The organism is Mycobacterium sp. NGS54, assembly GCF_059812465.1.
On sequence record NZ_JCALCS010000003.1, the window covers coordinates 701,072 to 714,788 of the forward strand.

The 13,717-nt window shown below is 67.3% G+C and carries 13 protein-coding genes; 5 read left to right on the forward strand and 8 right to left on the reverse strand.

What is annotated here, in order from left to right; translation table 11 throughout:
* Nucleotides 1–46: 46 nt before the first annotated feature.
* A complete protein-coding gene (locus AC5Y5E_RS12320; protein WP_499903246.1) occupies nt 47–1,339 on the forward strand; it encodes an NRAMP family divalent metal transporter in 1,293 nt (430 codons plus the stop codon).
* Here AC5Y5E_RS12320 and AC5Y5E_RS12325 read toward each other — a convergent pair.
* The 6 genes from AC5Y5E_RS12325 to AC5Y5E_RS12350 all read right to left on the reverse strand — a co-directional run bounded on the left by AC5Y5E_RS12325 (nt 1,336) and on the right by AC5Y5E_RS12350 (nt 7,405).
* Entirely contained in the window at nt 1,336–2,358 is a 1,023-nt protein-coding gene (locus AC5Y5E_RS12325; RefSeq protein ID WP_499903247.1) for a cation diffusion facilitator family transporter, read from the reverse strand. The two genes, AC5Y5E_RS12320 and AC5Y5E_RS12325, sit on opposite strands and share 4 nt — an antisense overlap.
* 167 nt (nt 2,359–2,525) lie before the next feature.
* Nucleotides 2,526–3,272, reverse strand: a complete 747-nt coding sequence (locus AC5Y5E_RS12330; RefSeq protein ID WP_499903248.1) for a YoaK family protein — start codon at nt 3,270–3,272, stop codon at nt 2,526–2,528.
* Nucleotides 3,273–3,534: 262 nt separating this feature from the next.
* Nucleotides 3,535–3,825, reverse strand: a complete 291-nt coding sequence (gene ricR / locus AC5Y5E_RS12335) for a copper-sensing transcriptional repressor RicR (protein WP_499903249.1) — start codon at nt 3,823–3,825, stop codon at nt 3,535–3,537.
* A 113-nt stretch (nt 3,826–3,938) separates the two neighbouring features.
* Nucleotides 3,939–4,484 carry a pyridoxamine 5'-phosphate oxidase family protein gene (locus AC5Y5E_RS12340; protein ID WP_499903250.1) on the reverse strand — a complete coding sequence of 182 codons (546 nt, stop codon included), beginning with the start codon at nt 4,482–4,484 and terminating at the stop codon, nt 3,939–3,941.
* Nucleotides 4,485–4,492: 8 nt separating this feature from the next.
* A complete protein-coding gene (locus AC5Y5E_RS12345; protein ID WP_499903251.1) occupies nt 4,493–7,042 on the reverse strand; it encodes a heavy metal translocating P-type ATPase in 2,550 nt (849 codons plus the stop codon).
* A 27-nt stretch (nt 7,043–7,069) separates the two neighbouring features.
* Nucleotides 7,070–7,405, reverse strand: coding sequence for a hypothetical protein (locus tag AC5Y5E_RS12350; protein ID WP_499903252.1), 336 nt, complete (start codon nt 7,403–7,405; stop codon nt 7,070–7,072).
* A 217-nt stretch (nt 7,406–7,622) separates the two neighbouring features.
* Between AC5Y5E_RS12350 and AC5Y5E_RS12355 the strand changes: the two genes are divergently transcribed.
* Nucleotides 7,623–7,883: an SHOCT domain-containing protein gene (locus tag AC5Y5E_RS12355; protein WP_499903305.1), complete on the forward strand. Its 261-nt coding sequence runs from the start codon at nt 7,623–7,625 to the stop codon at nt 7,881–7,883.
* Here AC5Y5E_RS12355 and AC5Y5E_RS12360 read toward each other — a convergent pair.
* Nucleotides 7,825–8,580 carry a hypothetical protein gene (locus tag AC5Y5E_RS12360; RefSeq protein WP_499903253.1) on the reverse strand — a complete coding sequence of 252 codons (756 nt, stop codon included), beginning with the start codon at nt 8,578–8,580 and terminating at the stop codon, nt 7,825–7,827. The genes AC5Y5E_RS12355 and AC5Y5E_RS12360 overlap by 59 nt on opposite strands.
* Before the next feature lie 140 nt (nt 8,581–8,720).
* On the opposite strand from AC5Y5E_RS12360, the gene AC5Y5E_RS12365 reads away from it, so the two are divergent.
* Nucleotides 8,721–9,626, forward strand: coding sequence for an alpha/beta hydrolase (locus AC5Y5E_RS12365; RefSeq protein WP_499903254.1), 906 nt, complete (start codon nt 8,721–8,723; stop codon nt 9,624–9,626).
* Between the two features lie 115 nt (nt 9,627–9,741).
* Nucleotides 9,742–10,773 carry a fused (3R)-hydroxyacyl-ACP dehydratase subunits HadA/HadB gene (locus tag AC5Y5E_RS12370; protein WP_499903255.1) on the forward strand — a complete coding sequence of 344 codons (1,032 nt, stop codon included), beginning with the start codon at nt 9,742–9,744 and terminating at the stop codon, nt 10,771–10,773.
* Nucleotides 10,774–10,780: 7 nt separating this feature from the next.
* Here the strand turns inward: AC5Y5E_RS12370 and AC5Y5E_RS12375 are convergent, their stop codons facing one another.
* Nucleotides 10,781–12,133, reverse strand: a complete 1,353-nt coding sequence (locus AC5Y5E_RS12375; protein WP_499903256.1) for a hypothetical protein — start codon at nt 12,131–12,133, stop codon at nt 10,781–10,783.
* A 106-nt stretch (nt 12,134–12,239) separates the two neighbouring features.
* On the opposite strand from AC5Y5E_RS12375, the gene AC5Y5E_RS12380 reads away from it, so the two are divergent.
* Entirely contained in the window at nt 12,240–13,679 is a 1,440-nt protein-coding gene (locus AC5Y5E_RS12380) for an amidase (RefSeq protein ID WP_499903257.1), read from the forward strand.
* The last annotated feature ends 38 nt before the right edge of the window (nt 13,680–13,717 follow it).

Genomic DNA, 13,717 nt, shown 5'->3' on the forward strand with positions numbered 1-13,717 from the left:
GTTGGACGGGTCTGTCGCTGCCGCCGCACGAAGGAGTTGCTCGAGGGTGACCGAAACAACCACACCGGTGGCCGACGCGTCGGACCAGCCGCCCGAATCGGCCTCCCGCCGCGGCCGGTGGCTGCGCTGGGGGCTGCTGACGGTATGGGGCCCGGGCCTGGTCGTGATGCTGGCCGACACGGACGCGGGCTCGCTGATCACCGCGTCGCAGTCCGGCGCTCAATGGGGCTATCGGATGGTGCTGCCGCAGCTGATCCTGATGCCCATCCTCTACGTCGTGCAGGAAATGACCGTCCGGCTGGGCATCGTCACCAAGAAGGGGCACGGCGCGCTGATCCGGGAACGGTTCGGGCGCTTCTGGGCGTGGGTTTCGGCGTTCACCCTGTTCGCATCGTCGATCGGGGCGTTGCTCACCGAGTTCGCCGGCGTCGCCGGCGTCGGAGAGCTGTTCGGCGTCTCGCGCTGGGTGAGCATCCCGGTCGCGACCGCCGCGCTGCTGGCTTTGGCGCTGACCGGCAGCTACCAGCGCGTGGAACGCATCGGCCTCGTCATCGGCTCGGCCGAGCTGGCATTCCTGGTCGCCATGGTGATGGCGCGGCCCGAGCCCAAAGCCTTTGTGGAGGGCCTGAAGTCGATGCCGCTGGGCAACTCGTCGTATCTGCTGCTGGTCGCCGCCAACGTCGGCGCCGTCATCATGCCCTGGATGGTCTTCTACCAGCAGGGCGCGGTGGTCGATAAGCACCTGTCGGTGGCCACGATCCGCCAGGCCCGCAATGACACCGCCGCCGGCGCCGTGCTGACCCAGCTGATCATGATCTCGGTGGTGGTCACCGTGGCCTCGACGATCGGCGCCCACAACGGCGAGACCGCGCTGAACACCGTCGGCGACATCGCCAACGCGCTCACGCCCTACCTGGGCCGCGCCGGCGGCACGGTCCTGTTCGGGCTGGGCATGCTGGGCGCGGCGCTCGTCGCCGCGATCGTGGCGTCCCTCGCCGGCGCGTGGGGACTGTCCGAGGTCTTCGGCTGGAAGCACACCCTCAACGAGCGGCCCAACCGGGCGACCGCGAAGTTCTACATCACCTACGGGCTCGCCCATGTCATCGGCGCGGCGCTCGTGCTGGCCAGCGTCGACCTGGTCAACCTGGCCGTCGACGTCGAGGTGATGAACGCCTTGCTGCTGCCCATCGTGTTGGGCCTGCTGCTGGCGCTGGAATCCCGCGCGCTGCCCGAGGAATGGCGCATGCGCGGGCCGCGCAAATACATCGCGTGGGCCCTGTGCCTCGTCGTGATGGGCTTCGGGCTGTACATGGTTCCGCAGGCCCTCGGTTTGACTTAAGCGCCCGGGTGCGCGGGGTAGGCGTGCACGAGCGCGCTGTCGAGCCGGGGCACGGCGTGGGTGAGTTGGTGTTCGGCGTCGTGCGCGATGCGGTGGGCGTCCTCGAGGCTGGTGTTGGGATCGATGTCCAGCTCGGCATCGGCGTGCAGGCGGTGCCCGATCCAGCGCATGCGGACGCGGCGCACGCTGCGAACGCCGGGCCGCGCCGCCAGCGCCGCCTCGGCGGTGTCGACGAGCTCGGGATCGACGGCGTCCATCAGCCGGCGGAAGATGTCGCGCACTGCGCCGCGCAGCACGGCCAGGATCGCCACCGTGATGATCAATCCGACGATCGGGTCCGCCAGCGGGTAGCCGAGCGCGACGCCCCCGGCCCCGAAAAGCACTGCCAGCGAAGTGAATCCGTCGGTGCGGGCGTGCAGTCCGTCAGCGACCAGGGCGGCCGACCCGATGCGGCGGCCGATCCGGATCCGGTACATGGCGACGACCTCGTTGCCGAGGAAGCCGATCACACCGGCGGCGGCGACCCAGCCGACGTGCTCGATCGTGACTGGGTGGACGAGCCGCAGGACGGCTTCGTAGCCGGCGATGATCGCCGACAGCGTGATCATGCCGATCACGAACAGGCCGGCGATGTCCTCGGCCCGACCGTAGCCATAGGTGTAGCGCCGCGTCGCCGGGCGGGTGCCCAACGCGAACGCGACCCACAGCGGGACCGCGGTCAGGGCGTCCGAGAAGTTGTGGATGGTGTCGGCGGCCAGGGCGATCGATCCGGAGATGACGGCGATGACGACCTGCACGATCGCGGTCGCGCCCAGCCCGACGAGGCTGACTTTGACCGCCCGGATGCCGATGGCGCTGGATTGCAGGGCGGTGTCGACGCTGTCGGCGGCGTCGTGGCTGTGCGGGACCAGCAGCTGCGACACGATGCCACGAATTCCGTGGGGGTGGGCGTGGGCATGCCCATGGGGTTGGTCGTGGTCGTGATCGTGGCCGTGCTTGTGCCCGTGATCGGTGGTCATGGTGACGCCTCCCGATTATCTGCATGCATACGCAGATAGTAAGTTATCGGGACGGCCAACGCGACTGAGGTTGGCTATTCCGCAGGCTTGGGTGCGCCGGGCTCATGGGAACAAGCGGAGCCGACGTGAACGGCGTCTAACCAGAGGACGCTATGGCCGGCAATCCATCAACGCGGCGTCTTTCGCATCATCTTTGGAAATGGGCGGTTGGGCGGACTTCCGCCATTCGACTCCCTCACGAGTGCACGGCGGTCACCGTGGAAATAGGTGTATCCGGCGGCGATCGAACACACGACCGTCGCGACCGCCAACATCTGGGATCCGTTGGCGACCAGGCTAATCAACCCGCCGATGACGGCACCCAAAATGAAGCTCATGTACAGCAGAAAGTATCCCAACCACGCGGCCGCCGAGCCGCCACTGATGTGACGTTCAATGCCCTGGCCCATCTTCACGAGTGTCCCGGTCACGTAGCTCAGCGGGGTCGACACCTCACCATCCTTGACAAATGAGGTATTGAGGGCGCCAATTCCGAACGCAACGAAAATGATTGGCGCCAAGGAGAGTTCGCCCATCGCCGACCACCCGTGTGTGGCGACGCAGACGGTGGTGGCGACTGCCAGTGACAAAGCTGTGAGCACCGTCGGGCCATGAGGATGCGCCACCCACAGATGGCGCCGGCACGATGACGCGACTACTACGCCGCTGAGAAAGGCCGCCAACAGCACCGCCGCCGTGAGTACGAGCCAGGGTTGGTCACGAAAGAACCCCAACGCGGCACGTTCGGTGTTTCCGGTCATGAAGGTTACGAAGTATCCGGCGGAGTGGGTGAATGCCGTAGCACCGATCAGTCCGGCCAATGCGGCCAAAAGCCATGACAATCGTGTCTCGCTGTCGAATCTCTCACGCATCACAGTCGCTAATGCCGGGAGCGCCTGGCTCCTTGAAAATCAGCCAAGGCGATCAGTCGTTGCAGCTGCAGTCGTGGTGACCGCAGCTGCAGCCGCCGGTTTGCGTGCACGCGGAGTCTCCGCAGCCGCACCCGGTGGATTTGCAGTGGCAGATGTGAGTTTCGTTCATGCACTGTACTGTACCCCCGTAGGGTATACGTGGCAAGCGCACATCTGCCTCTTGATAGTTATTTGCGGTTCGCGGTTGCCCGCCGATATCACTCGATCACGAGCGAACAAGTCGTGCGATAGCCGCGGAGGCCTCGGCCAGCTTCACGTCAGCCTCGTTTCCCCCCTTGGCGAGTGCTTGGCTTACGCAATTGTCGAGGTGGTCATCGAGCAGGTTTAACGCAACCGACCGTAAAGCGCTACTGGCGGCGCTGATTTGGGTGAGAATGTCAATGCAGTACTTGTCGTCGTCGATCATCTTTGCGATGCCGCGCACCTGGCCCTCGATTCGGCGCAGTCGCTTGGCGTAGCCGTCCTTGCTGGCTACATATCCGTACGTGCTATCCATTTGATCTCCCGGCACTGCGTCATCAGGTCGTTCCCGGCGTTGCCGCGTGGTGACGGGTGTGGTCGGCCGCCCAGGACATCTTTGTCCGAGACCCTACCAATGGCGTCCATCGATTATGAGGGTTCGCGGCCACACCCGGAGTCGGTGGAAAGAACCCCGACGGGCGCCAGTCGAACCTTGCCGGCGGCAGCCTCCATATGTCGGCGGATGCTCCAGATGCTGCGGCCGACCCCATACGTTCGAATCACGGGATCCAGGATGATCCTGAGAAAGCAGACCCCCATTTCGCCTTGACGGCGGGATTTCTCGTACGCGCTGAGAATCTGCCGGCCCATCCAGAAACCGCGGAAGGCGTTGGTCCCGTCCCCGTCGGTCCAGTCGAGGATTTCGGCGCGGCCGCGCAATTGGATCGTCGCCGGCGGAACGAATCGCAATACCCGCCGTTGCAGCGGCACGACCAGCGACACCTGTGGGTTGTGCGCGACGTTTCGCGCCTTCTTCAGCTGGCGCCTCGTCATGACGTACATGGCGACCTCGCCGCCACGTTCGGAGACGCCATAGTTGACCCCCGCCGAGTGTGGCCGGCCCTGCCCGTCGACGGTCGAGAGGATCGCGAAATTGTGGGTCGATAGTTCGCGCAGCACGAGCTCGGGCGTCACCGCCCGATTCATGGGGATGTGGACGAGAGGGGCGGACGTCGGGCGGCGAAGGTTTCCACCCGAGGCTCAATCGCGGGCGGCTCGGCGGGCGGCAGTGCGTCGGCGTGGTAGCGGCGTAAGCGGTTGGCGTTGCCGACGACGGACAACGAGGACAGGGCCATCGCGGCGGCGGCGATCATCGGTGAAAGTCGTAGCCCCAACACCGGATACAGGAGGCCCGCGGCGAGCGGGATCCCGACGGCGTTGTAGATCAGGGCAAAGAACAGGTTTTGTCGGATGTTGCGCATGGTGGCACGCGAGAGCCGGATCGCCGTGACGACACCGGCCAGTGACCCGGAGATCAGGGTTATGTCGGCGGCTTCGATCGCCACGTCGGTGCCGGTGCCGATGGCCAGTCCGACGTCGGCCTGGGCCAGGGCGGGTGCGTCGTTGATGCCGTCACCGACCATGCCGACCCGGCGTCCCTCGGCCTGTAGACGGCGGATCTCGTCGGCTTTGTGCTCGGGCAGGACCTCGGCCAGCACCCGTTCGACGCCGACCTGCCGGGCGATCGCGGCCGCGGTGCGGGCGTTGTCCCCGGTGAGCATCACGACCTGCAGGCCCAGCTTGCGCAGGGCGGAAATCGCAGCGACGGAATCGTCTTTGACGGTATCGGCCACGGCGATCACCCCGGCGGGGCGCCCGTCGACGGCGGCGAGAATCGGGGTCTTCCCCTCGGCCGCCAGGTCGGCGCTGATGTGCTCGAGTTCGGCTGTGGCGACGCCGTTTTCAGCCAACAATTTCGCGGTGCCGACGAGCACGGCGAGGCCCGACACCGTGGCCCGGACCCCCTTGCCCGTGATCGACTCGAAGGCCGACACGGCGGGAAGGGTGAGACCGCGATCGCGAGCGCCTGCCACCACGGCACTGGCGATCGGGTGTTCGCTGTCGGCTTCCGCGGCGGCAACCAGCGTGAGCAGTTCGTTCTCGGCCACGGTCCCGGTCACCGCGACGTCGGTGAGAGCGGGTCTGCCGGCGGTGATGGTGCCGGTCTTGTCCAGCACGATGGTGTCGAGCTTGTGCGCGGTCTCGAGGGCCTCGGCCGAGCGGATCAGAATTCCCGCCCGGGCCCCCTTGCCGGTGCCGACCATGATCGATAGCGGCGTCGCCAGGCCCAGCGCGCAGGGGCAGGCGATGATCAGCACCGCCACCGCGGATACCAACGCCTGCGTCAGCGTGGGTGCCGGGCCGAGGACGAACCAGATCGCGAAAGTGGCTATGGCGGTGGCGATCACGACCGGGACGAAGTACGCCGAGATCGCGTCGGCCAGGCGCTGGATCGGGGCCCGCGAAGCCTGCGCCTGCTGAACCATACGGATGATTTGGGCCAGCATGGTGTCCGCGCCGACTTTGGCGGCGCGCACCCGCAACGAGCCAGTGGTGTTGACAGTCGCGCCGATGACGGTGTCGCCGGCGCGTTTGGTGGCCGGCATCGATTCGCCCGTCACCATCGACTCGTCGACGGCGGACTGCCCGGACAACACGGTGGCGTCGACCGGGATCTTCTCGCCGGGCCGGATGAGGATCTCGTCGCCGACGACGACCTCGTCGACGGGGATTTCGGTTTCGGTGCCGTCACGCAGCACACGGGCGGCGCGGGCTTGCAGGCCCAGCAGGGCGCGGATGGCTTCGCCGGTGCCGGCCTTGGCGCGGGCCTCGAGTAGTCGGCCCAGCATGATCAGCGTCAGGATCACTCCGACGGCCTCGAAATACACGTCGCGCACTTCGGCCGGCAACGCACCGGCGGCGATCGTCACGAGCAGGCTGTAGCCGTAGGCCGCCAGGGTGCCCAAGGTGATGAGGCTGTTCATGTCGGCGCTGCGGTGCGCCAGCGCGAGCCAGCCGGTGCGATGGATCGGCCATCCCACGTAGAACATCACCGGGGTGATCAGCGTCAGCTGCACCCAATGGTTGAGCAAGAACGCCGGCACCCAACGGGCGCCCAGGGGTTCGGCCATCACGGCATACAGCACCGGAACGGTGAGCACCGCGCCGATCACCACGCGACGAGTCAGATCGGCGATCTCCGCGCGCCGGTCTTCGGCCTGAGCCGCTTCAATTTCCGCGGCCGCAGGCTCGTCGACGCCGTCGGGCGGGGCATAGCCGGGACCGGCGTCGGGCTTGTCGGTTTCAGCGGCCGTGCCGTCGGGGGTGACGACCAGCGTGCCGTGGATCATGTTCATGCCGCAGGCAAACCCGAATGATCCTGCCTGTGTTGGGGTGAACCTGACCGTCGTGCGTTGATGCGCCGGCAGGGCCGCCGACAGCTGGAGATCGGGAAAGACCACCCGCGAGCTGCAATCCCCCGCTTCCTGCCGGTCGAATTCGATCTCGGCCGGAATGCCTTGGCGCACTTGGATGACGTTGGGGCTGTAACCGCCGCGGACCGTGACCTGGAGCTGCTGCAGTCCGGCGTTGACCGTGGCGGCGTGCGCGCGTCGCGGCGAGAAGAAGTACCACGCCAGCCCGGCGACTACCGATGCAGCACCCACCAGGACGGCAATATCAACACCGGACACCATGTACTCCTCGAGGGCGGGAACGGATTAAAGGTTTGGCCGTGAACGGCGCTCGGGGGTGGCCTGCCGCGCCAGCTCGTTCATGCGGATCTGGTACGTCTCGGCATCGATCGAGCCGGACAGCCGCTGTCGCACGATGACGGCCTCGGCGATAAGTGCCTGACACCGCAATAGGCTCGCACCCATGCCCGACGGCAATAGATCGAACAGCTCGTCGCCGGGCTGGAGCGCGGTCTCGCGGCGACGCGCCCTGAAAGCGCGCGCGATCACCGCGGACGTGGTCACGGCAAGGGTGAGCAGCAGCACCGCACCTATCAGCACCGCACCCCAAGAGCCGCTGGTAACTTGCCCGGACGCCGCCATGACCGTGCCACCTCTTCCGCCGCAGATTGTGCGACCGGTCCAACATCCTCTCATCATACCCCCTAGGGGTAGGGACTTGCGTCACTTGACCCGGGGAAGGATCGAGGGACGAAGGTCCCTGACGCTCGTGCCCACCGGCCCCTGACGGCACCCTGACCACGAGTCAAACTGATGGCGAGTGAATGACTTTCGGGTCGTCCGATTGGAGGAAAACGCGATGATGTTCTGGTATGACCACAACATGGGGTGGTGGGGATGGGCCGGTATGGGCGTCGGCATGGTGCTGTTCTGGGCGCTGCTTGTCGCCGGCATCGTTGCCCTCGTCGCCTATATCAATGGAGATCGCCAAATCCGCTCAGGCACAACGCCGACCGCCTCGCCGGAACAGGTGCTCGCCGCCCGATTCGCGCGTGGTGAGATCAACGAGACCGAATACCGCGATCGGATGGCCGTGCTGCGGGATCACGCGCGCCCGTGAATCGCGCGCCTAGGGTCCGCAACGGACCCGTGGTAAGTAGCGCCTGCCGTGAACCGCGAAGCTCTGCAGCGAGATCGTGCTCGAACGCCGGGACCTTCAGACCCCGACGGCGCAACTGGCGATCCAGCTCGGCGATGAATAAGCCCTCACCCTTGCGCCTGCACGCCAACACGGCTCGCTCGTTCATGACGTCACGAGTGAGAGCGGCGGCCGGACAGGACGCGACGACTTCCAGCGACGCCCGCAGATCCAATGTCGTCGCCACGCCACACGACGGCGAGGCACCGATCCCGACCATGCCGGCGGTCGCGATCCCGGAGCGCTGGTAGTCGGCAACGTCGCGAGCGACCCGGCGCGCCAATCGTCGATACACAAGGCGGGTCCACACCACGAACGCGCGCAGCAGTGGGGCCCGCAACGGATACAGCCAGCCGCCCTTGGAGTGATAAAGCCGAAGGCTGTGCGGCTTCAGCACCCCGCCCCAGGCCAGCCGCTCCGGGCACGGCATTTGGTGAATCCCGTAGCCCGCGCCGATCAGCTCCTCGACCGCCTCGGTCACCGCGCCCGGTCGCGTCGCCCCGCCGGCATAGCGGGTGTTCTCGTTCAGCAGGCAGTGTGACACCAACATCACCTGCCGGCCGCGCTCGTCGCGCAATTGGTCGAGCAATAACTGCGCGTGGGTTTGTTTTTCGCCCACGTCGACAGCATCGACATCCGCGCGACCGTTCAGTAGGGGCCAAGGTCACCGAAGACCAGCCCATGTGGTCCTGGTTACCGCCGAGCCGGCGGTGCAGATTAGGACACAGTTGCGGTGACTCAGACCGAATGGATGTGTCCGTGCCCGAGGAAGTGTTCTTCGACTCCGATGGTGTGCGGTGCGCGGCCGACCTCTACCTGCCCGCGACCGCGGGCAGCGCGCCTTGCGTGGTGATGGGGCACGGCGGCAGCGCCACCAAGCGCCTCGGCTTGCCCGCGTACGCGGAGAAGTTCACGACGGCGGGCCTGGCGGCGTTGGCGTTCGATTACCGGCATTTCGGAGACAGCGGCGGTGAGCCCCGGCAAGTTATCAGCATTGCCGAACAACAGGACGACTACCGCGCGGCGGTGCGATACGTGCGGGGTCGCGCCGACATCGATCCGCATCGGGTCGCCTTGTGGGGGACGTCGCTCAGCGGTGGTCATGTGCTGGCGGTGGCCGCCACGGATCCGGATATCGCCGCGGTGGTGTCGCAGGTGCCCCTGGTCGACGGCTGGCACCGCGGGCGCACGCTTGGCGAGCGCCTCAATTGGGATGTGGCGCGGCGGACGCTGCAATTCAGCGTCGCAGCGGTGCGCGATGCGGTTGGCGCGAAGTTGGGCAAGGGGCCGTATCTGGTTCCCGTGGTCGCCAATTCGGGAGACGTGGCGGTGTTCACCGAGCCCGAGGCGAAAGCGGCGTTCGAGGCGCTCGGTGGCGAAGCCGTCGGCTGGCGCAATGCGCTCGCCCCACGCATGCTCTTCGCCTTGCCGCGCTACCGCACGGGCACCGCGGAAAAACTGCGCATGCCGGTCCTGATGTGCCTGGGGGACCACGACCAGCAAGCCTCCCCGAGGTTCGCGGCACGGATAGCGTCCTTGATGAGTAACGTCGAACTGCACCGCTATCCGGTCGGGCACTTCGACGTCTACACGGGTTCGCTCTTCGAGGAGATCAGCTCACTCGAGGCGGATTTTCTCCGGCGCCACTTGATACGAGATGACTGACGAAGTTCTGAACCACTCCGGCGAAACGCGTCGGCGTGTATCGCTACCGGGCCGGCGCGCTACGGTGTTGCGACCGGCCCCAGCGAACAAGCCGGTAGAAAAGTTGAGCAAATCCATGACCGCAGCAGCGGAAGCACCGGCGATTCAATCGCGGGTCGGCCACTACTACCAGATGGACGGCACGTATGTGGTCGGCCGCGAGAAGGTCCGCGAATACGCCCGCGCGGTGCAGGACTATCACCCCGCGCACTGGGACGTCGCCGCGGCCGCCGAGCTGGGCTACTCCGGCCTGGTGGCGCCGCTGACGTTCACGTCGGTCCCCGGCATGATGTGCAATCGCCGCATGTTCGAGTCGGTGGTGGTCGGCTACGACACCTACCTGCAGACCGAAGAGGTCTTCGAGCAGCACCGCCCAATCGTGGCCGGCGACGAGCTGTACATCGACGTCGAGCTGACATCGGTGCGCAGGACCGCCGGCAGGGACTTCATCACCGTCACCAACACCTTCACCGACGCCGCCGGCGAGCGGGTGCACACCCTGCACACCACCGTCGTCGGCGTCACCGCCGAAGATGTCGATCCCCAGGTCAAGTTGGCCGCGCCGAAGATCATGATGCACGACGTGGACATCCTCGCAATCGCCGAAGCGGGCGCCGAGTACGAAAAGACGGTGCGCCCCGAGGGTGAGGTTCGGATCGCCCAGGAAGGCGCGACCCGCACGCCGGGGACCCCGTCCTTCGAGGACGTGAAGGTCGGCGACGAGTTAGCGGCGCATCACACCCGGCTGTCCCGCGGCGATCTGGTGAACTACGCCGGCGTGGCCGGCGACGCCAACCCGATCCACTGGGACGAGGGCATCGCCAAGCTGGCCGGCCTGCCCGACGTGATCGCCCACGGAATGCTCACCATGGGCCTGGGCGCCGGATTCGCCTCGGCGTGGACGGGCGATCCAGGCGCGGTCACCCGGTACGCGGTGCGGTTGTCCCAGCCCGCGATCGTGTCGGCGGCCGAGGGTGCCGACATCGAGTTCACCGGGCGGGTCAAGTCGCTGGACCCGGAGACCCGCAGCGGCGTCGTCGTCATCGCGGCGAAGTCGGGTGGTCAGAAGATCTTCGGCATGGCCACGCTGAACGTCCGCTTTCGCTGACCGAACCTCAGAACCACGGTCCGGGGAAGTGGCCGTCCTGGTCCTGGACCATCACGATGTCCTTGCAGTCGCCGTTGAGGGCGGCGGCGTTCTCGCCGCGGCACACCAGCGTCCAGCCCGATATCCGCGCGAACGGCCGGACCGACCAGGTCGTCGCGACCGGATCGGGGGCGGGCAGGGCGAGCACGGCGAACGTGTTGCCGACGTTGGTGATGTAGAGGTGGTCTTGAAAGAACGCCAGCTTCGCGATATTCATCTTCTTCGCGTCGTCGCGCGTCTTCAACAAATCCCAATGCTGGGTATGCAGGTTCCACACGCCGAACCCGAACTGCGAATTGTCCGAGTTGCGGCCGTCGACGAATAATTTCCCGTCCGACAACGTGGCGGACACTCCGCCGCCGGAAACCCGGTCCGAATCGCCCACCTTGATAAGGGATTTCGCGTTCAGGTCATAGAACATCGTCGACACCACCGGGGGGTTGTAGGAATCCCAGTGGGTGATCTTCACCAGTTCGTCCGGGCCGTCGGCCAATTCGCCGTCGACGGTCCAGATGTCGTTGTCCTGATAGATCGCTTCCCCGCTCGGCCGGCGCAGCTCGGCTCCGGACGCCTTGGCGACGTCGGTGTTGCGCTGGAACGACAGGACGTCCTGCCACGCCCGGCCGGGCTGCGGGTCGTTCCACATCATCGACAGATCGGTCCCGGACAGGATGACGGTCCGAGGCGGCGACGCGGCGCTGTGCCCGTCGGTGAAGGCGTTCACCCACGCCACACCGGTCGCGGTGGCCGCCAGGCCCCATTCGTTCGCCGCGGTCAATTTCAGGTCGGGCGTCGGCGGAGCCAGCTCCTTGGTCACCACAGGCTGGCTCGTCTTGAGGTCGAAGGCGTAGGCCGTGGCCTTGGTGACCTCGGGCTGCGACCCTTGTGCGGGCTTGGTCGTCGTCACCACGTAAACGACCCTCATGTTGTCGGCCGCCGTCCCCGTCAGCGCGCAGATGCCGCCCGTCAGGTTCTCACCGGCCGGGATCGCGGGCACGCCCGGCACGGCGTACTGACCCGTCTTCGTGTCGAACACCTTGGGGCGAATCTCCTCGAGCGCCGACTTGCGCTGCACGAATTTCTCGGGGCACCCGACGTAGGCCGTCCCCCCGTAGCTTTTCCAGTCACGCTCCAACGGGCCGGTGACCGGGGGCGGCGCGGGCGCCGCACTGGCCGTGGTCGTCGAGGTCGAACTCGAAGTGGTCGGCGTGGCCGCGGGCGGGTCCACGGTTGCCGAACAGGACGCGACGACCAGGCAGCTTGCCACCGCGGTCAGGGCAAACCCGTGTGTGGGCACAGTTCGCCCCCCGATCCCGCGCATCGACAAAACCCCCGTTAAGTCCGTGTAACCAACGAGCGTAAAGCCGGCCCGGAGCGACCGCGACTTGGGTGCGGCCGTCTTCGTCACACGTGGTACACCGAAAACCATGAGCAGCCTCGCCGACGAGACCCGCTGGATGGACGCCACCGACCAGGCGGCGCTGGTGGCAAAGGGCGAGGTCACACCGGCCGAGCTGCTCGAGGCGACGATCGAGCGCATCGAGCGGTCCAACCCCGCGTTGAACGCGGTCGTCATCGAGTGGTTCGATCATGCCCGATCCGTGGCCAGCGCCCCCGACCTGCCCAAAGGCCCGTTTCACGGCGTGCCGTTCCTGCTCAAGGACCTGTACACGAGCTTCGCCGGTCAGACCATGTCGAACGGCAACATCGCGCTGAAAGAGGCGGCGAAGATCGACACCGCCGACACGACGCTGGTCGCCCGGTTCAAGGCGGCCGGGCTGGTGATCGCCGGGCGGACGAACAGCCCCGAGATGGGCAGCCTGCCGACCACGCAGCCGCTGGCCTGGGGAGCGACCCGCAACCCGTGGGCGCTCGATCGCACGCCGGGCGGGTCCAGTGGCGGCGCCGCGGCGGCGGTGGCCGCCGGCATGGTGCCGTTCGCCAACGCCTCCGACGGTGGCGGCAGCATCCGGATCCCGGCGTCGTGCTGCGGGCTGGTGGGCCTCAAGCCGAGCCAGGGACGGATCACGGTGGGCCCCGTGCGCGCCGAGTCCGGGCTGGGCGTCGAGCTGTGCGTCAGCCGCACGGTGCGCGACACGGCGCGGTTGCTCGACGCGGTGCGCGGTCCCGGTGTCGGCGACTCCGTCATCGCCCCGGCCCCAGGGCGCCCGTACGCCGAGGAGGTTGGCGCCGACCCGGGCCGGTTGCGCATCGGGCTGCTGGACGTGCATCCGCGCGGCGACTTCCTGCACGACGACTGCGTCGTGGCGGTGCGCGCCGCGGCGTCGATGCTGGAGGGGCTCGGCCACACCGTCGCGCCGGCCTGGCCGGCCTGCCTCGCCGACACCTCCCTGGTGGGAAAGTTCATGGCGTTGTGGGCCACGCAGTTGGCGATGGCGGCGCGCGGGTTCGGCGAGACGCTCGGGCGCGAGGTGACGGCCGACGACATCGAGCCGGTGAACTGGGTGCACGTCGAGCGGGCGCAGCGATTGACCGCCGTCGACTACGCCGTGGCGCTGGATGCGGTGTCCGCGTTCCGGCGGGCGCTGCAGCAGTGGTGGGCCGACGGCTGGGACCTGCTGCTCACGCCGACGCTGGCCGAGCCGCCGCTGCCGCTGGCCGAGTTCGAGAACAACCCCGAACATCCGACGGCGCCCATGCGCCGCGCCGGCCGGTTCGCGGTGTTCACGCCGCCGTTCAACATGAGCGGGCAGCCCGCGATCAGCCTGCCCCTGAACCGCAACGCCGAAGGCCTACCCATCGGCGTGCAGCTCGCCGCCGCCTACGGGCGCGAGGACGTGCTCATTCGCGTTGCGGCCCAACTGGAATCGGCGCACCCCTGGGCGTCGCTGCACCCGGCTGAATGAATGACCGCGAGCAGACGCAGAATCGCACCCCTGCGGGC

Bases quoted from the DNA above. Each gene is read 5' to 3' on its own strand.
- AC5Y5E_RS12325 (WP_499903247.1), bottom strand. From the start codon at position 2,358: ATGACCACCGATCACGGGCACAAGCACGGCCACGATCACGACCACGAC.
- ricR (WP_499903249.1), bottom strand. From the start codon at position 3,825: ATGGATAGCACGTACGGATATGTAGCCAGCAAGGACGGCTACGCCAAG.
- AC5Y5E_RS12350 (WP_499903252.1), bottom strand. From the start codon at position 7,405: ATGGCGGCGTCCGGGCAAGTTACCAGCGGCTCTTGGGGTGCGGTGCTG.
- AC5Y5E_RS12355 (WP_499903305.1), top strand. From the start codon at position 7,623: ATGATGTTCTGGTATGACCACAACATGGGGTGGTGGGGATGGGCCGGT.
- AC5Y5E_RS12370 (WP_499903255.1), top strand. From the start codon at position 9,742: ATGACCGCAGCAGCGGAAGCACCGGCGATTCAATCGCGGGTCGGCCAC.
- AC5Y5E_RS12375 (WP_499903256.1), bottom strand. From the start codon at position 12,133: ATGCGCGGGATCGGGGGGCGAACTGTGCCCACACACGGGTTTGCCCTG.
- AC5Y5E_RS12380 (WP_499903257.1), top strand. From the start codon at position 12,240: ATGAGCAGCCTCGCCGACGAGACCCGCTGGATGGACGCCACCGACCAG.